This is a genomic window from Metabacillus rhizosphaerae (assembly GCF_037201795.1).
GTDB lineage: Bacteria > Bacillota > Bacilli > Bacillales > Bacillaceae > Metabacillus > Metabacillus rhizosphaerae.
The window spans coordinates 5,099,954-5,119,130 of sequence record NZ_CP147403.1; the positions used below are offsets into that span (position 1 = coordinate 5,099,954).

General features: G+C 35.2%; 17 protein-coding genes. 3 read left to right on the forward strand and 14 right to left on the reverse strand.

What is annotated here, in order from left to right; genetic code table 11:
• Nucleotides 1–226: 226 nt before the first annotated feature.
• The 7 genes from WCV66_RS24285 to WCV66_RS24315 all read right to left on the reverse strand — a co-directional run bounded on the left by WCV66_RS24285 (nucleotide 227) and on the right by WCV66_RS24315 (nucleotide 6,905).
• Nucleotides 227–976: a tyrosine-protein phosphatase gene (locus tag WCV66_RS24285; protein WP_338787181.1), complete on the reverse strand. Its 750-nt coding sequence runs from the start codon at nucleotides 974–976 to the stop codon at nucleotides 227–229.
• An 18-nt stretch (nucleotides 977–994) separates the two neighbouring features.
• Nucleotides 995–1,789 (reverse strand): PhnE/PtxC family ABC transporter permease, encoded by a 795-nt coding sequence (locus WCV66_RS24290; RefSeq protein ID WP_338787182.1) that lies wholly within the window; start codon nucleotides 1,787–1,789, stop codon nucleotides 995–997.
• Nucleotides 1,790–1,814: 25 nt separating this feature from the next.
• Complete coding sequence (gene phnE / locus WCV66_RS24295) at nucleotides 1,815–2,612, reverse strand: phosphonate ABC transporter, permease protein PhnE (RefSeq protein WP_338787183.1); 798 nt, start codon at nucleotides 2,610–2,612, stop codon at nucleotides 1,815–1,817.
• Nucleotides 2,605–3,414 (reverse strand): phosphonate ABC transporter ATP-binding protein, encoded by an 810-nt coding sequence (gene phnC / locus WCV66_RS24300; protein WP_338787184.1) that lies wholly within the window; start codon nucleotides 3,412–3,414, stop codon nucleotides 2,605–2,607. Before phnC ends, phnE begins: the two co-directional genes overlap by 8 nt.
• Nucleotides 3,411–4,346 (reverse strand): phosphate/phosphite/phosphonate ABC transporter substrate-binding protein, encoded by a 936-nt coding sequence (locus WCV66_RS24305; RefSeq protein WP_338787185.1) that lies wholly within the window; start codon nucleotides 4,344–4,346, stop codon nucleotides 3,411–3,413. Before WCV66_RS24305 ends, phnC begins: the two co-directional genes overlap by 4 nt.
• A 707-nt stretch (nucleotides 4,347–5,053) precedes the next feature.
• On the reverse strand, nucleotides 5,054–5,524 hold the full coding sequence (locus WCV66_RS24310) for a FixH family protein (RefSeq protein WP_338787186.1): 471 nt from the start codon (nucleotides 5,522–5,524) through the stop codon (nucleotides 5,054–5,056).
• Nucleotides 5,525–5,540: 16 nt separating this feature from the next.
• Nucleotides 5,541–6,905 carry a PepSY domain-containing protein gene (locus WCV66_RS24315; protein WP_338787187.1) on the reverse strand — a complete coding sequence of 455 codons (1,365 nt, stop codon included), beginning with the start codon at nucleotides 6,903–6,905 and terminating at the stop codon, nucleotides 5,541–5,543.
• 314 nt (nucleotides 6,906–7,219) lie between these two features.
• Here WCV66_RS24315 and WCV66_RS24320 point away from each other — a divergent pair, with 314 nt between their 5' ends.
• Both WCV66_RS24320 and WCV66_RS24325 read left to right on the forward strand, forming a co-directional pair.
• Nucleotides 7,220–8,017 (forward strand): sensor histidine kinase, encoded by a 798-nt coding sequence (locus WCV66_RS24320; RefSeq protein ID WP_066324209.1) that lies wholly within the window; start codon nucleotides 7,220–7,222, stop codon nucleotides 8,015–8,017.
• Nucleotides 8,014–8,664, forward strand: coding sequence for a response regulator transcription factor (locus WCV66_RS24325; protein WP_338787188.1), 651 nt, complete (start codon nucleotides 8,014–8,016; stop codon nucleotides 8,662–8,664). Before WCV66_RS24320 ends, WCV66_RS24325 begins: the two co-directional genes overlap by 4 nt.
• A 99-nt stretch (nucleotides 8,665–8,763) precedes the next feature.
• Here the strand turns inward: WCV66_RS24325 and WCV66_RS24330 are convergent, their stop codons facing one another.
• A complete protein-coding gene (locus WCV66_RS24330) occupies nucleotides 8,764–9,948 on the reverse strand; it encodes a nitrate/nitrite transporter (RefSeq protein ID WP_338787189.1) in 1,185 nt (394 codons plus the stop codon).
• 812 nt (nucleotides 9,949–10,760) lie between these two features.
• Between WCV66_RS24330 and WCV66_RS24335 the strand changes: the two genes are divergently transcribed.
• Entirely contained in the window at nucleotides 10,761–11,381 is a 621-nt protein-coding gene (locus WCV66_RS24335; RefSeq protein WP_338787190.1) for a GNAT family N-acetyltransferase, read from the forward strand.
• Between the two features lie 214 nt (nucleotides 11,382–11,595).
• On the opposite strand, the gene WCV66_RS24340 is transcribed toward WCV66_RS24335, so the two are convergent.
• From WCV66_RS24340 to WCV66_RS24365, 6 genes are all read right to left on the reverse strand, one after another.
• Nucleotides 11,596–12,165, reverse strand: a complete 570-nt coding sequence (locus tag WCV66_RS24340; protein ID WP_338787191.1) for a dihydrofolate reductase family protein — start codon at nucleotides 12,163–12,165, stop codon at nucleotides 11,596–11,598.
• Nucleotides 12,166–12,365: 200 nt separating this feature from the next.
• Nucleotides 12,366–12,497, reverse strand: coding sequence for a hypothetical protein (locus WCV66_RS24345; protein ID WP_338787192.1), 132 nt, complete (start codon nucleotides 12,495–12,497; stop codon nucleotides 12,366–12,368).
• A 363-nt stretch (nucleotides 12,498–12,860) separates the two neighbouring features.
• On the reverse strand, nucleotides 12,861–14,900 hold the full coding sequence (locus WCV66_RS24350) for a glycosyl hydrolase 115 family protein (protein WP_338787193.1): 2,040 nt from the start codon (nucleotides 14,898–14,900) through the stop codon (nucleotides 12,861–12,863).
• Between the two features lie 365 nt (nucleotides 14,901–15,265).
• Nucleotides 15,266–15,802 (reverse strand): chromate transporter, encoded by a 537-nt coding sequence (locus tag WCV66_RS24355; RefSeq protein ID WP_338787194.1) that lies wholly within the window; start codon nucleotides 15,800–15,802, stop codon nucleotides 15,266–15,268.
• Nucleotides 15,803–15,814: 12 nt separating this feature from the next.
• A complete protein-coding gene (locus WCV66_RS24360; RefSeq protein WP_338787195.1) occupies nucleotides 15,815–16,447 on the reverse strand; it encodes a chromate transporter in 633 nt (210 codons plus the stop codon).
• A 421-nt stretch (nucleotides 16,448–16,868) separates the two neighbouring features.
• The gene (locus WCV66_RS24365; protein ID WP_338787196.1) at nucleotides 16,869–19,169 is read right to left on the reverse strand and encodes a glycoside hydrolase family 3 C-terminal domain-containing protein; all 2,301 of its coding nucleotides are present in this window, start codon (nucleotides 19,167–19,169) and stop codon (nucleotides 16,869–16,871) included.
• Between the last annotated feature and the right edge of the window lie 8 nt (nucleotides 19,170–19,177).

Here is a 19,177-nt window from a genome sequence, read left to right on the forward strand (position 1 = left end):
CACTAATTCTATATAAATCTATAATGTTCCGCAAGATCATTTGAGACTTCTATCGTCTAATGGGAAGGAAGATCAATCAAGTTTATCCTATTCACTTAATAATTGGCCTTTTGATAAGTTATATTGTTAGATCCATCATAACATTATTGTTGTTAGTAAATTTATTTATTAATTGAACAAAAAAAGAAGTGCTTTAACACTTCTCCTTTTTACCTTCTGGATGTCACTATGATGCAACAGTTTCACCTAGACCTAATAATCGTTCCCTTACTAGATCAATCACATCCTGCTCCACACCTTTTGTCAGTAAATATTGTCCAACACTTTGATAGGTATGAAGGATATATTCATATGCTCTTATGATATAGTCACGATTTGAATACATGTACTCCTTTGGAATATTTCCATAAGGATGTTCAATCTGATGCATGGACTCCAGGTTCGTGTAGGTTACTTCATAATTTGAGACAATATCTTTCTTTTCTACTCCTGCTAAGCCTAACAGCAGCATGGCTAAGATCCCTGTTCGATCTTTTCCAGCCGCGCAATGAAAGACGATGCAGCCTGCTTTTGCTTGAGCGATCACATCAAAAATTCTTTTTACAGAATCGTTTTTTTGCTCCAATAAATCAATATAAAAATCTCCCATTGAAATCTCATATGAAGTTACAGTAATATCTGAAACGTTCTCGGTAATAAATGGGATGTTATAGTATTCACAAAAATCCTCTTCCGCAAGTGGATTTTTATGTGTTTCAATTTCATCTTCTCCTCGCAGATCAATGACAGTTTTCACCCCATACTCTCCTAAAAAGACGATTTCCTCTTTAGAGAGCTTGCTCATATCACTTGATCTTAAAAACGAGTGCCACTTTGTTTGGTCCCCATATTCGGTACTGTATCCACCTAACTCCCTACAGTTTTCTAGACTATCAATGGGCAAGCGAACCCAATTTAATTTAGCATTTTTCATCATCTTAGTTTCCTCCTACAATCAACTGTTTCCAAATTTAATCTTATTTTTCATCTTCGTCATCACCAGTTCAAGCACAACCATGAGTAAACAAATCATAATGACAATCGTGGTTGTTTGTGCATAGTTATACGTATTAATCGCTTGTGTCAATAAAAGACCAATCCCGCCGACCCCTATGATTCCTAAACCGATTGATTCTGAAACATTGGTTTCAAAGCAAACGGTAATCCAAGCAACAAAAGCGGTAATACAAAGCGGAATCAATCCGTGATAAATAATTTTAAACCAAGAAGCCCCTGTTGCCTTCATCGCTTCAATAATCTCTCCGCCCGTCTCTTCAATACTCCCTGTAAAAGTTTTGGTCAGATAGCCGACAGCAGAGATCAAAATTGCAACAAATCCTGACACATTGCCAAACCCTAGACTCGCAATCACCATTAACCCCCATACCAGCGAAGGAACAGAGCGAATGATGGCAAAAAATCCTTTTATAAAAATCGCTAAGTATCGATTCGGTGCAATATTTGATGCTGCTAAAAAACTTAAAAACATTGCTAAAAAAACAGCTACAACCAATGTTAACAAAGCCAATGCTAAACTGGTCACAATATTCAAAAGTGCATCAGGAACAATTGAAAAATCGACAGCCATCATTCTACTTAAGACGACGGGAACATTTTCTAACCGTTCATAAAATTTTTGCATATCTAAATTGATAAGCTTTACAGCTGCAAAAAACACAGCTCCCAATATAAGAACAAGAAGAATCGACTTACCAACACTTCCTTTTGAAGTGACTCGAATGTGCTCCATTGTGTTTTCAATCTCCTTACTTTAATTAGACGAAACGTTTACGAATCGAATTGGTTACTAACTCTGTTAATAAAATAATCATGACGATTACGGCAATAATGGTAATTGCTTCTCCATATTTAAACAAATTAATATTTGTATCTATTAGAACACCAATACCGCCAGCCCCAACAAGACCTAAAACAGCAGACGCTCGGACATTAATTTCAAAGGCAAATAACGTCCAATTAATCCAAGCTGGAACAAACTGCGGGATGACACCATGAAACAAGATTTGAAAATAAGAGGAACCATTCGCCCGTAACGCCTCAAGCTTGTCTCCTGAAATTTCATCAATCGATTCTGCATAACTTTTACTTAAAAATCCGATTGTTACAAGAATCAATGCCAAAACTCCAACAATCCCACCAATACCGAAAATATAAACCAATAAGGCTCCCCAAATAATAAAAGGAATATTTCGTAAAACCGATACAAAACCGCGGGTAAACACCCTTAATGTTTTAAACTTATTAGTATTTTCCGAGATTAATATCCCGAAAACAAACGCAATAATCGTAGAAATGTAGGTTGAAATGACCGCATAACCAAGCGTATCGATCACCGCTGGAATATATTGCTGTAAATTCTCCGTGTTTGGCGGAAGGAACTTTTCAAAGAAAAACATAACAAAGCTTGGTAAGCCCATGAGCATCTCTATAAAGGAAATCTCTAAATAATAAACTGAAAATATTAACACGGCAAAGATGACTGCCACAATTACAAAGGTTCTTTTAGAATCTCTTTGATCGAGCGGGATCTTAGGAATTATTTTACTATTCATCGTTTTGCCCCACAGCCAATTGCATTCCACTCTTACCCTGAAGTATCATTTGTGATTCTTTTCCTTCATAGATTTCTTGAATCATTGCATCCGTTAATCGAGATGGGGCTCCATCAAAAACAACCGCCCCTTTTTTAATCCCAATAATTCGTGTGGCATACTTTTTGGCGTAGTCCACTTGGTGGAGATTCACTATACAGGTTAATTTCTTCTCTAAAGAAATCGTATGTAGTTGCTGCATGACAATATTGGCAGAGAGCGGGTCCAGTGACGCAATCGGCTCGTCCGCGAGCAACAGCTTTGGTCTCTGTAAAATTGCTCGACAAATTCCAACCCGCTGCATTTGCCCCCCAGAAAGCTCATCGGCTCGTTTATATATTTGGTCTTGAAGACCCACTTTTTTTAGAAGTTCAACAGCTTCTTGCTTATCCTCATGGCGATAGAGCCCTAGCAAGCTCTTGTATAATGGAGTGCTGCTTAATTGGCCATGAAGAACATTTTTAATCACATTCGTTCTGCCAACCAAGTTATAATGCTGAAAAATCATCCCAATTTTGGACCTTTCTTTTCTTAGCTTCCGCCCACTAAGTTTCTCGAGATGCTGCCCGTCGAATATAATTTTCCCTTCGGACGGGTTCACAAGGCGATTGATGCAACGGATAAATGTGGACTTTCCAGCACCAGATGGACCAATGACAACAATAAATTCACCTGGGTAAAAATCTAAAGTTATTCCATTCAAAGCACGTGTATCTTTACCATAGACTTTAACTAAATTTTTTATTGATAATAATGGATTCATTTCGCTTCTTCCTCTAACGCATTAATAGCATCTAGCATTTCAATCGTAGGATCATAATAGTCTTGTTCAGTAGCTACAAAACGAGCCTTTGGATCATTATGGACGGCTTCAAAATATTTCTCATCTTCAAATGATACAAACGCATCCTTTAAGGCATTTTTAAAATCTTCAGGTAAATCTCCGCGAACAATATAAGAAGCATCAGGAATGTCCTGTGTTTGTCCGATAATTTTGAAGTCATCTTCCTTAATTGTTCCTGCCTCAATCATACTATCCAGCTGACCAATAGCCACTGCCGCTGCATCAAAGTCACCCATCATTACCCCCATGACACTATTTGGATGAGATTCTGAAAAGGTAACATTTTCAAAAAAGTAGCTAGACTGCTCAACTGAATCTGGATCTAGATTAAACTCTTGAACCAAGGTTCCCTTTGGATAAAGATACCCTGAAGAAGAGGCTGCATTAACAAACGCGAAGTTCTTTCCTTTTAAATCCTCCATATTGTTGATTTCTTCATTATCCTTTTTAGTAATAAAAGCCGTGTAATATTCATAGCCCTCTACTTGAGGAGTAACTAACAATTCCGCTCCCGCCAGTTGATTGGCTTGGTAATAGCTCATTGGACTAGCGAGCATAACATCTAATTTCCCACTTGCTAGAGCTTCAATTCCAACAGCATAGCTGCCACCTTCAAATTCTTTCACCTCAATTCCTAATTCTTTAGAAAGGTGATCTCTCAATGCTGTATGCATAGAAGCTGCATTTGGATTGTTTTCATTAGGCATTTGAACTAACGTCAGTTCTTCTGGCCACCCCTTGTTTGCTGTATCAGCGGAAGCAGAAGATGATGAACTCGCTCCATTCCCACACGCTGCTAAAGTGGATATAAGTCCTACTGTTAGAAAGAATTTTGATAATTTTTTCATCATTTTGTTTATCTCCTTCTTAGAGTTAATTTAACAATCATTAAATTGGCCACTTACTTCTTTTTTGCTAGACTCTTAAAAACTTTGAAACTTCACTTTTTAAACCACTAATTAACCTACTAATTTCTTCTCAGCTATGTAAAAGTTGAGATTTGATTTGCTCTCACCTCTCTCGGTATTCAACTTGTATTCAACTTGTATTCAACTAATAATATACTGATAGATTGTTAACTTAATATTTTCCTGGCGTAAAGATTAAGTTAATAATTGTAAAGTAGAAAAAATAGGCTCCGCCCTATGATTAGTAAAATTAGATATTTGGATAAATACATCTCATATATAACTAAAAAAGGATAAAATTTTAATAGATCATTTATTCACACTTTGTGGAGTGAAATCGACAAAAAAAAGCCCTTCTCAATTGAGAGGGCTTTTTATGCGCACAGGCAAGCTAGTTCTTTATCGTGAGTACTGTGATTATAAAAAAACGCCTCAAACCCAATAATGACAAGGATTTAAGGCACTTCATTAACGTTGATTTAGTTTGGATAATGGATATCCCTATTGATAATCATTTAACTTACTCTTAATAATAGTATTATTCATGCTTGTAAAGTTGATCCTTATAAATATGGTAATTATTACTAGCGCTTCAACAGTCGCACCTAGACTGTTGAAGAATATATCATTTACATGAGTTTAAGATAGCATTAGTGGTGATGTTCATGGCCCTCGATTTCTACTTTTGTTCCCTTATTTAAAAATTTCTCATCATTTTCTGTTAACTTTCCTACAACAAATTGCTTTTGTGGTGTGATGATAGAACCATTGTTACTAGCATGTACTTTAATAAAATAAAGACCTTCTACATCTAGATCTTTGCTTAAACTATATATACCGTTTCCTTCTGCAATAGCTGATTCCATTGAATAATAGACCGAACCCTCTTGATTCCAAATCTCAAAATGGACATAATCGGCTTCTTCCAATGGTTTTCCATCTTGTTTTAGCTGTACCTTTATGGTCTCTTTTTTATTAGCCGAGAACGACTCCGGAATAAACACTTCTATTTTAAGGGGGGATTCCTGTGCATATAGCTTTTCGACAGCCTGTTGATTAGAACATGCACTTAATAAAAATACAAATAACATAGATAGTATAGATATAAATTTTTTCCTCATCCTATGTTCTCCCCTTTTAAGCATTAAAAATCTTCTTTAATCTTGGGATCCTTTGAATCAACAGCCAATCTATTAACCAAATGATAATAAGAGACAATCCAACCAATGGGAATAAAATACCAAGTACAATTAATAGAATGAAAAATGCTCTTATTTTCCTTACACTAGGTGCTTTAGGTGCACTAATATCATGTTTCTTTTTTCGAACAAGCCAAAGATAATAGCCACTCAAAGAAACAAATATAATTCCCCAGCAGATGATAAGACTAATAAGTTGATTAAACCACCCAAACTGCGTACCTTTATGTAAGGTAATTCCCATAGCCACTATCTTTCCGACAAATCCATAATTATCGAAACGATAGTCAGATAAAACTGCTCCTGTATACTGATCAACATGCATTGTAATCTCATCCTGTGCTTTTGGTGGAAAAGCTGATAATGTGTACACTCCTGTTGGCTCACTAGGAAGATAAATTGTGTAGCTCGGATCAATTCCTTCCCGATCTGCAATTGTGACAACTTCATCTATTGATAATGGAATAAATCCATCTACTTCAGAAGAAGGTATGTCTAAGTTCTCAGCAGCCCATGGTACATCTGCTATGTCCTTTGTTTTGATAGTTGAAATTGGAGCACTACCAGTCCAAATAGAAGGTGGATATCCCGTTCCTGACTGAGTTGCTATATTTTGAAAGTTACTTCCCCAAAATCCTGACCAGGGTAGTCCTGTCATAATTAAAAAAAGCATTCCTACCATAATCCAGTATGCAGGAACAGCATGCAAGTCTCTAACGAGAATCTTACTGCCTTTATTAAATCGTGGAACAAGCACCCCATTAATCGTAAATTTCTTTTTGGGAATCCACAAATAAAATCCAGTAATAACGAGAATGACCGCCCAACAAGCCGCCAATTCAACGATCCGGTCACCAAGTGTCCCAGCCATTAACTCACCATGGAACTCTTCAATTTTGTTCATAATTCGTTCGTCGTTATTTAATTCTCCTATTATTTTTCCTGTATAAGGGTCACTAAAGATCGTAAGTGATTCTTCAAGATTCATAATACTTACTTCACTAGAACGATCTTCTGATTCTCCAGGCCGATACATCGTCACAACAGCATCAGGATATTGTTTTTTTACTTCATTAATTTGTTCTGATGCTGAAACCCTCTCCCCTTTTGGAACCACCTCATAAAAATCTTTATAGATAACATTCTCGATTTGAGGTTTATATAAATATATTGAACCGGTAACAGCTAGAATAATAAGAAAAGGTGCGAGGATAAGACCTGCGTAAAAGTGCCACCTCCATACCGTTTTATATAGAGAGGAATTAGTTTGCTTTTCATTTTCTATTTGCTTTGCTTTCAGCATTTTTAATCTCCTTATTTATTATTTTACTTTTCATCAAAAAAATTGTGTAAGAAACGTGAAGATTTTATATCAACTATAGTCACCATGGATATAAAGGTATAATAGTTTTCTAGGCAAAGGACGTTAGAATATCAAAAAAATTATTAAGAATTACAATACTCAACATACTTTAAAATGACCCTATTAAATTGTACTCCTGAAACACCACAATTTAAATAGCTCATAGAAACACCACAATTTAGCTAGCTTAGAATCGAGTTATGTAATTGGTTATTATATTTATACAGATTATGTTTAATTAGGAGAGGGACTATATGACTTATCGCATTTTACAGTTGCTAACTATTATTTTGCCTACACTATTAATTGGGGGTTTCGAATATATTCGTCATGAATTTCTTTTGGGACACTTATCGATGGAGACAGGAAATTTATATATTACAATCCTTACTTTTATACTCTCCCTTTTGTTTTCTTTTTGGGTGTTTCGTATGATAAGAACTACAAATGATAAACTGGTTGAGGAACAGTCAAAACGCGCTGTATATGAAGAACGGGAGAGACTTGCACGTGAGCTTCACGATGGAATTGCTCAATCACTATTCTTTCTTAATATTAAATTGAAGCAAGGTGACATTAAAGCCGCCTCCCGTGCTGTTTCGGTCATTGATAATGATATGCGTCAGGCTATATTTAACCTTCGATCAAAACCTGAAGTAAACGATTCATTAAGCAACAGACTCTCGAAGTGGCTTTCAGAATGGAGTTCTATAACTGGAATAGATATAGAAGAAAAAATAGATATTCCCTACAATAGCTTTTCTGTAAAAGAAGAGGTTCAGATCTTCGCTATTATCCAAGAGGCTTTCACCAACATTAGGAAACATTCTGGTTCCTCTAATGCACTGATTGAAATTAAGGGAACACAAGATAAATGGAAAATTAAAATTGCTGATGATGGTAATGGAATTGATACGAAAAAGAGTAACGAAAGGAAATATGGATTATCTATGATGCAGGAACGGGCAAAACAATTAGGTGCAAAATTTGAAATTATAAAAAGGAAAATGGGTGGAACAGAAATAATCGTAACAAAGGAGAACAACCAATGAAGCGTTATAGTGTAGTCATTGCTGATGATCATCCACTAGCAAGAGAAGGCATTCGAAGTGTGCTAGAAACAAATGAAAATTTTTATGTTGTAGGGGAAGCATCAGATGGCCATGAAGCATTTGAACTCTGTAAAGAACTACAACCTCAGTTGCTGCTTCTTGATATAAACATGCCAAGATTAAATGGACTTGAAGCAGTTAGAAAAATTAGGAAAGCTTTTCCTAGAATACAAGTTGTAATGTTAACCGTTTCCGATGATGTAAAAGATTTGTTTACAGCCATTCAATTCGGTGCACAAGGTTATTTACTAAAAAATATGGAGCAAGATGACTGGATCGAGTACCTTCTTGCTCTTGTTGGAGATCATACAGAAGTCTCACGAGAAATTGCTAGCCGTTTGTTATATCGTTTTAGAGTTGTAGAAGATAACATCGAAGAACCTAGTCCATTATCTTTAACACCACGGGAATGTGAAATCCTTTCTAGGGTAGCACTTGGTGAAACCAATAAACAAATAGCCCAGCGATTTGTCATTTCAGAAAATACAGTAAAGAATCATATAAAGAACCTTCTAGAGAAACTTCATCTTGAGAACCGTGTACAGCTTGCTTCTTATGCTTTTAGGCATGGTTTAGTAGCAGAGTAAATGATCAAATTTTATTCAAGAATAATGAACCTCTCAATAAAGAAATAAAAAGCACCTGCACTAGATGTGCAGGTGCTTTCACTCCAGACTATATGTGTATTATGCACTTTTCTGTGCACTTACTTTTATACTTGTTTTATTAACTCCCTTATGATTAAGGATTAAGCAAAAAAGGGAGAGAATAGATAATAGTAGAAAACCTAAAACATAATCTCCCGCTAAATCTTTTGTCATTCCAAGGATAATTGGTGGAAAAAAGCCTCCAACTCCTCCAATTGCCCCGACAATCCCTGTTACCGCACCTGTATTTCCATTAGAGATTTCAGGTACCATTTTGAAAACTGCACCATTTCCTATCCCTACCAATATAGAAATGATCAAACAATTTATACTAAAGAAAAGGAAGTTTTCCATTGTAAAAGCAATGAACATTCCACATAATGTTACTCCGCTAAAAACTAGAGTCAACAACCCTTTTGCTCCAAAACGATCGGAAAGATAGCCACCAATTGGACGTATAAGCGTCGCCAATACGACAAATATAGCTGTTATAATTCCAGCTTCAAGGGCTGAAATACTAAAGAGATCATTCAAAAATGTAGGTAAATAAATACTGAAAGTCACAAATGTTCCAAATGTAAGGAAGTAAAAAACCGATAAATACCATGTTTCTTTAAATTTCAATACGGAAAGAGATTCCTTTAAAGTCTTATGTTTACTTGTTGCTTGTACATCTTTTGTTCCTACCCAGAAAAGAATTGCCATACATGCCATTGCAATCGAAAGGCTCCAAAACACCCATGAAAGACCATAAGCGCTAAAAATGGATGGTATCAAGAAATTTGCTACAGCTGATCCTAAATTTCCCATCCCTGCAATTCCTAAGATCAAACCTTGTTTTTCTGGAGGATACCATTTGGATACATAGGTTATGGAAATAGCAAAGGTTGTTCCTGCCATCCCGATAAAGAATGCCCAAAATAACAACATGGCAAAAGAATCTGTAAAACCTGCTCCAACCATGGGGAAGATTAGCAGTAACATAGTCAGTGCAAAAACCCTTCTCCCGCCATATCGATCAGTTAAAATCCCCATTGGAATACGCATTACAGACCCCAGTAATACTGGGGTAGCAATAAGAATGCTTTTTTGAGTAATACTTAGCTCATAAATTTTTTGAATTTCTGTAGCAATCGGTGCAAAAACCGACCATACGGTAAATGAGACAATCATTGACACAGTTGATAAAACTAATACCGATGTTTGACCATTTGTTTTCTTCATAAAGACCACCTTGTAATTCTCTTGGTGCTATAGTTTTAAGTTCCAAGATACTATTTAACTTAACTTAAATTAAAATCATATTTATTTACTCTCGCCTGAGTACCGTTATTGATCAACAATGATAAGAATGTTTATTTCAATTAATCATCAATATATAACAGGAGATTTTTTTGAAAATACAACTCTTATTACTAATATTAAAAATGATAAATGTCCGATGTTTTTCATTATGATTTCCTCCTAAATTATCTGAACTTTTTGTTAATATAAAAATATCACGTCTTTTTATATCTTCACATTAACATGTAAGGAAATATAACACGGAATTTTCACAAGAATGCGCACCACTCATTTTTAAAGATAATTTTCAATGTGATTATCAAAGTAGAAACTAAGAAAAAACAAATGTTGAGATTTTATGACTACTTTCTTTTTCATGTAATCAACTCGTTTCACATATAATGATATTCTTTAATATTCAGTTCTAGGAAACCCAAGGTAAACGGGCAATTAAGTGGAATAATCGTCTTTAGCTCTTATTAAGTAATCGGGCCATATTCTTGAATAGGGAAGGAATTTATATGGACTATCTTAAAATTGTAATTTATTCCAGAAAAGGTCATCGTTGTTGAATAAGGTACATATATATAGCCGAACGAGTACGTGCCTATTATGTAATTCACTTAAAGGAGTATAATGAAATGGATCGTTTTGTCAACTAAAGAACCAATTTAAGCATGCTTTATATGCTGGAAAGATATGTGTTCTTAATAATCGAGTTGAAGCATTCACAAAGAATAGAGGGATAGACTATGAATATTATTCGTGCTAGTGAAGCAGAAAGAAATATAAGAAATGAGATGAGTACAATCTTTGTAGACGGCTTCTATCAATGGCTGAAATATTTTTCAAAGGATAAAGCTAAACTTTACAAGACATTTGCCCATATGTTTAATATAGAGGTCTTCTATACGGCTGTAGTTGACGATAATATTGCGGCTATAGCTGCCTGCTCTACAAAAAATATACCTTCAGTGAGATTGAAATATAGTGAATTTAGAAAGCATCTTGGCTTATTCATGGGAAGTATTGCTTATGTAATTCTCAAAAAAGAATTTGAGAAAAAGCCATATCCCTTTCAAATTTCTGAAAATATGGGTGCAATAGAGTTTGTGGCGACGTCGGTAAATTATAGAGGACATGGTGTGGCGACTGAACTGCTAAAATCGATAATGGATTCAACTTCATACCACGAATATGTTTTAGAGGTAGCAGATACCAACACAAATGCCATTAAGCTTTATGAAAAACTGGATTTTGCAGAGTTCATGAGTATACCTCAAAAGCACAGTGAAAAAAGCGGCGTCAATAATCTTGTCTATATGAAGAATGAGAAGATGAAAGAAGTTGAGTCCCGGGAGCCTATCCTCTGATGTGATAGCCAAATGAACGAGCTAAACAAAATAAGTGAAATTAAGTAAATAAACATTGTGAAGAATTACAATTAAAGTAATGGGTGCAATGCAAGAGTTGAAGAATAAAATGGGTTGCTTGCAAGCACCTCAAAAATGGAACCCTTTACTGTTTAAAAAGCGTGCTCTTTTGTTGAAGAAGTAACTGTTTTTTATCTTTGATTGTGCAATATTATTAATTCCCTTTCAAATGATAGATTAGTTGCACAACTCCAGAGGAGAACGTTTTTGTATTAACTATTTTTAAATTCACCCTCTGTTTTATATCAATAAACAACGGTTTTCCTTCTCCCAAAATAACAGGGTGAACAGATAATCTAAATTCATCAACAAGTCCTAAATTGATAAAAGTTGTAATAAGACTTGCACCACCATATAGCCAGATGTCTCTACCAGGCTTATTCTTTAATTTATTTACTTCTTCAAGAATATTTTCATTTATGAATGTGGATTTATTATCAGTTCCTTTTTGCGTTCTGGAAAACACATATTTTTCTTTACTATGAACTAATTCCCAAATTTCTTTTTCTGTATCAGTATCTTCAAGTTCTGGAGTAAATTGTCCCCATAAATCGTAGCTTTTTCTTCCATATAAAATAGTATCAATTTGATTTAAGAAATTAATAAACCCCATCTCAGAGTCCATTATGCACCAATCAACTTCCCCATTTTTCCCTTCTATAAAACCATCTAAAGTAACTGCTAAATCTAAAATTATTCTTCTCGGTCTTATGTTATTGGACATAATTCTTCCTCCTTTGATGAAAACCCAACTCCTCTTTATAGCTTTTAAACTTACTTGAATGATGCATCTCCTTCATCTAAATAATTTACAGTCTTTATTTCTTGATAGTTTAGAATAGCTCCTTCTTCTACTATCCTGCTTACGGTGAAAAAAGTGTTCCTATTTATTACAGAATTGCGCCCTATCTTGAATAACTATGGTTATTTATTTTTAATCTCTTCCAATAAAGATATAACCTTTTCATTCTGCTCAATTATTGTTTGATTTTGCTTTCTTAATTTTGTGAAATCAAACAAATACACTAATAAGATTGCTATAACAAGTAAGCCCATAAATTAACCTCCAGCCCCCTTTTTTCTAAATTGTACCATTTTCTTGTCGTTTTAACTGATTAAGGACCAAGAAAAAAAGGACTGCCGAAACAGTCTAATATAAAACTAAAAAAGGGATACCATCAGCGATAAACCAATTGGTAACCCTTCCTCAATCATATTATACTGATTCCTTTACATGACGAATTGAAAATCTCTGCCCACGTTGTAATACATTATCCGCAACAATCAATGCAGTTGGATTGGTTAATCGTAGTGACGGCTCTAGATAATTCGGATTATTTTCCTTATCTTGAATTCTTGGTCTAATAAAATTATACCAAGTACTAAAAACGTTCTTTTCTAGTGGTTTAGTTTAAAATTTTATTTCCTTTCTAATAACCCATTAATTAACTCATCATCCATCAATTGATTTGTTTTATTTGTCAATAACATAACCGAACTTTCTCTAGTATCAGTAAGGTACTTTTTTTCCCAATTGTAAAATGTCGGTCCTTCCCCAAACATTCTAATATATCTTCTTACAGTTTCTAACGTATAAAAAGTTAATGAAACATTCGTTAGACAATCATTATCATAGTAACCTTGCCACTTATCATAGGTTGGCTTTTCCATTATATCCATCGTTTGTTTTATCTCTTGCATAGCGTCATTTACAAGTAAATATGCATCTAGATACTCATTTGTTTGAAACTTTTCAAATGCTTTTGTGAAAGAATAAAGTGCCTTGCAACCATTCTTATGAATCTGCACTTGAATGAGCAACTGATCGTGAATTCTTTTTTGTTCGATCGAACTGGCTTCTGCTACCAAAGCCTTAACATTCTCTAATAATGATTCCCAGATAGATCGTTTTCCTTCGACCTTATTTTTGAACCAGTCAAATTGTTCTTTTAAGTCTGTCTCTCCTGTTGCCCAATATACATTTTTAGCACTCTCATATCCTTGGGAAACAATCCATTGTTTAGCTAGATTCCGGATTGCAAAATGATAGAATTGTTCACCCGCTCGTTCATCGTCAAAGTTACCATACTGAATAACCGCATCAAAGTAAGCATTCAAATATTTACTCATTTCACCTATATATGAAGGATAGTACTGGGAAACGTACTCGTTTAGAAATTTAGCAGAATTCATTTTACCTTTTTTCCATAGTTGACTAACAAAATCTAAAAAATAGAGGTGTGGTCTAATATTTCCACAGTTTACAATCAAGAATTCGCACATATCATTGTCAAAAGCCTGGCTTAGCTCATCATTCACGAAAGCTGGGGTATTAGGCAGCATCGCCAAATGATTTGAAGCTTGAAGATCATAAAATGTTACATGATAGTAGATACCATGAGGTCCTTTATCGTGTTTTTCAGGAATAGAAGGGATTCTAGGGTTGTGGCTCCCTTGTCTTCTCGTCACCATTTTCCCATACCCACTATCTGCCCAAATTTTGATAACTCCTTGAGGTAATTCTAGTAATCCTTTTTTATACAAATCAGTTATTTCCCCGTATAGATTGACACAGCAAACAGGATCTCTTTCATATTCTGCAATCATTTCGTATTGGTCCCTCATTATTTTAGATATGAGAGCTCCTCTTTTCTCATCGGTATCAAACGTCGGATCATCTATCCAAAATGGACGATCTCCCTGTCCTCTAAAACCGATATTCCAAATCACCTTATCATTTTGCTGTTCGATAATCGCATCGTTCCATAACTTTTTGAATAATGGTTCGTTTTCTACATATGAAGCATTTTCATTAGGGTAAACTCTGTTAAACATTTGGGCACCAAGCGGTTCTGCATGGTGATGTGTAATCCACAGTCCCATCTCACTAGCGATATTTTTATAGACTGGATTCTCAATATCTGTTCCAGGTATCACCATATTCCCATTACATCTCAATAATGCTTCGAATACCATTTCCCATACATTGGTATTCGAATTCTTATATTCCCACTTTGAAATGAGAACCTCATCATTGATGAACCAACCTCTAAACCTAACTTTGGCTACATCTGAAAGAAAGTGGTCGGGGGTAATTTTGATCATTGTTTTTGTTGAAGGTTCACAGTCATTCCAAAACCAAAACTTGTCAACACCAAGAAATTTTTCACTAACATAAAGCATGCCATAGATAATTCCTAATTCATCAATTGAAACTACTCTCATTTCAGACAAATCATCTGAGAACTGAATAGAGTACTGTTCAGCTTTCAGGTTGTCGTGATTCTTTTCATCCAGAACGAAAAGAATTGTGGTTTTTCTTTGGCTACAATTTTCTTGAAATACTTTGTCCTTATCTCTAGCCAAGACCTTTAAGAAATGATTAACGCTTTTTAATTCAGGACCTTGATAATCAAGGCATGTTTCCTTGTTAAATATAAAGTATTTTTCATTATTCATTAGTTAGTTCCTTTCTACTTTTAACAAAAACGACTTTTGTAAGTGTTTACATATTATTAGTTTAATAGGTTTTGGTAATTACATTAATTGAAATTCTAGACAAGAATGTTTAAAAAACAGAGGTAAATGACTTAAACCTCCTTTATTTTATGTCTGTGAATTTTTTTGAATGTCTGGTCAAAAGTGAGGTTTTTAGCCACTTACCTAAACAGGACTTGTAGTAGTACAAGCACTATAATAATGTTTAGGCTAGCTTAACAATAGAGGATACTTTATTGGGTTATAATTGTCGTGTAGTGGTGGAAAACGTCATGAGAATTTGAGAATATATTATCTTTTTGATGAGTGGTATTGAAGGTGAATACTTAATGAATCAACGTACCAACAACACCAGCACCCAAAATTACTATAAAAGGATGAACTCGAAAATATAATAAAGAAGTCAATGATATACCGAAGATTAATAGTAGACTAATCATATCCCAAGATACTGTGGTTGAAATGACACCATTTGAGATGGCAAACTGAATCGCAGCATAGATAATTAGGCTAGTTACAATAGGTCGTAATCCATAAAAGGCAGATTTTACAAGTTTGTTTGTATGCAATTTATAGAAAAATAGGACAATAACTAAAATAAGGATTAAGGATGGTAAACTCATAGCAATGGAAGAGATAATAGCTCCTGGTAATCCTGCAACCTTATACCCTACTATTGTTGCACTATTAGAAGCAATAGAACCTGGAGTCATTCCTGCTAAGGCAACCGTCTCGGTAAAATCAGCTGTTGTGATCCAGCCCTTACTAGTTACCTCCCTTTCTATTACAGGAAGCATGGCATATCCTCCACCAAATGATACAGTTCCAATGATAAAAAATAGAACAAATAATTGTAATAGCATGACAAATCCTCCCTACATTCCTACCTGTTTCTTAACCGAGTACGCCTTATTCTCAATCTCTTTTTCTTCATTTTTCTCAAACCTTACAATCATTCCTAATTTTTCTTTTATTTTAATAATCAGAATCCCTAATAATGCACCTAAAAAGATCACGAAAATTGGATGCCAGTGAAAAATCAACATAGCTAAAACCATGCTAAGTGCTAACGTAAACGTTGCCTTATCCAATAACGATGTCCTTGCAATTTTTATCCCTGCGTAAACAATTAAGGCGACAGTTGCAGCTCGAATGCCGAAAAATGCTGATTCAACATATGGATTTTCCTGAAAGCTAGAGAGCAACCCACAAAGCACAAGTACAATGATAAAGGTTGGAAGTAAAGTTCCTAACGTTGCTGCAATAGCTCCTCTTATACCAGCAATTCGGTGACCGATAAAAGTTGCTGCATTTACTGCTATTGCACCTGGTATTGTCCCTGCAATAGCAAAAACATCTGTAAGATCCTCACTTTTCACCCAATTCTTCTTATGAACAACTTCTTTTTCTATTAAAGGAATCATGGCATAGCCACCACCAAAAGTAACAGGCCCAATCTTGAAAAAAGACCAAAAAAGTTGAAAGACTTTTTTCCATTCTTCCTTCATATTTACTCCTTCTTTCTATTTATTCTCTTAGTATATTATTTTAAGTGGATATATTTTATCTATTACTACAATATCACGGTTGACTACTAAGGTAAATTGCAACAAATGCATAGGTTATAACAGGTGGTTATACGTAACTAAGCCTACTTGAAAAGTTGGTGATTAAGCATAACTTACAGAAAAAAAGCTCCAACCCTTACATTATAATGGCTGGAGCGTTTATATCAGTGAACTCTGTGAATGAACTTACCTTGTCCTTTCCCCTACTCAAATTATCGATTCAACATTTCTTCCTTTTGGTTTTTTACGCGAAAATCGATTCCTTACTTGTAAATACATTATATTATATCGATATAAATAAATACTGAATAATTGTAAATAAGGAGTGACTCTAATTATGTGAGCCACTCCTTATTTCATCCTAGTTCGTAACCTGCTTTTTCTGTATGTCATTCAACTGTTGAATCATGTCCTGTAGCTTTTCTTCCGTAAAGTTACCATCACTAAAGTTCGATAAAGCTCGCAATGGCATATACTTCATCATCGCTTCCATCATCTCTGAAAAATCGCCTTGCTCTTCACCTGCTGCTGCAAATGGACTGCCTTCTTGGGCTTTTACTAAAAGTTCTTTCGCTAGTGGCGCTACTTTAGGGTTTACAACCAGATCACCTACTGTTGTATTGCGGTTAACAGTAAAAGGAAGTTCTACAGTCGATTCAACTTGAACTTTTTCTGTTAAGACAATTTCTTTAGAGCTTTTTCCTACTAATATTTCAAACTCTCCACTTTCTACATGCCAATCTTTTAGTTCTGTATTATAGTAAGCAAATGAACGCTTATCTAATATAAAGGAAGTCGTTTTTTCCTCTCCAGGCTGTAACTCTACTTTTTCAAACCCTTTTATTTCCTTATTAGGTCTGCTTACACTGCTTTCAACATCTCTAACATAAAGCTGAACAACTTCTTTACCTGCAACAGCTCCAGTATTCTTAACATTTACTGTAACTGTTAACCTATCAGTATCATTAATTTCTTTAGAACTAACTGTTAGATTGCTATATTCAAATGTTGTATAGCTTAGTCCATAACCAAAGGGGAATAAAGGCTCTACATTTTTTGTATCATAATAACGGTAACCAACGAAAATCCCTTCACGATACTCAACTCTATCCCCTTCACCTGGGAAGAACAAATATGAGGGATTGTCACTTAACTGCTTAGGGAATGTTTCTGCAAGCTTACCACTTGGATTTGCATCTCCGAATAAGATATCTGCAATTGCCCCACCTAGTGCTTGACCTCCAAGATAGCCCTCAAGTAATCCTTTTATTTTGTCTAACCATGGCATTTCAATTGGTGATCCATTACTTAGCACCACTACAATATTTGGGTTAACCTCAGCAATAGCTTCGATAAGGCGCGTTTGATTTTCAGGAATGTGTAAGTGTACACGATCATAGCCTTCAGATTCATAGCGATCTGGTAAACCCGCAAACAAAATAACCGTATCTGCTTGTGAAGCCACTACTTTTGCCTCTTCAATTAAGTCTTCATCGATTGCATCTTTATCACGGTAGTAGCCTTGAGCATAAGCAACATTTACTAATTCTCCAGCTGTTTTTTCGATTTCCTCAACTATGTTTTCGAGCTTCGTTGGTTTAATATGAGAGCTTCCTCCACCTTGATATCTTGGAGCCTTAGCAAATTCACCAATTACAGCGATATTTCCTTCTTTTTTTAGAGGAAGAATCCTATCTTCATTCTTTAATAACACCATGCTTTCTCTAGCTGTTTCTCTAGCAAGCTGATGATGCGCTTCTTTGTCATAAGTTGCGTTTTCTTTCTTTTCTTCAACAGCTTTAAAAATAATACGTAAAATCCGTTCAACTGCAGCATCAAGTTTCTCTTCAGTTAATGTACCATTATGAACCGCTTCGATGATCTTATTCTCTCCGATTCCTTTTGAAGCCGGCATTTCGAGTTCTAGACCATTTGCCAGAGCAACATCACGTTCATTTACAGCTCCCCAGTCAGAAACGACAAAGCCTTCAAAGCCCCATTCTTCTTTTAAAATTTCATTTAATAAATAGTTATTTTCAGAGGCAAATTCACCGTTTACTTTATTGTAAGAACACATGACCGTCCAAGGCTGTGATTGCTTAACAGCACCTTCGAAGCTTGCTAGATAGATTTCACGGAATGTCCTTTCGTCAACGATTGCATCTGTTGACATTCTTCGGTGCTCCTGATTGTTTGCAGCAAAATGCTTAAGCGATGTTCCAACACCTTGACTTTGAACACCTTTAATATGATTAGCTGCCATTTCTGATGAAAGGTACGGGTCTTCAGAGAAATACTCAAAGTTACGTCCACATAAAGGAGAACGTTTAATATTGGCACCTGGCCCTAGAAGGACAGCAACATCTTCCGCTTGGCATTCTTCACCTAAAGCTACCCCAACTTTTTGAATTAGATTGCGATCCCATGAGCTAGCCATACCCGCAGCTGATGGAAAGCATGTTGCAGGTACACTATCAAATAACCCTAAGTGATCTGCACCTAGATTTTGTTTACGTAATCCGTGCGGACCATCTGTTACCATAATAGATGGTATACCTAGTCGCTCAATTCCTTTTAAATTCCAAAAATCTTTACCTGAACATAGATCAGCTTTTTCTTCTAATGTCATTTCTGATAGTAAAGCTTTAATATCTTTCGTCATGTTAATCC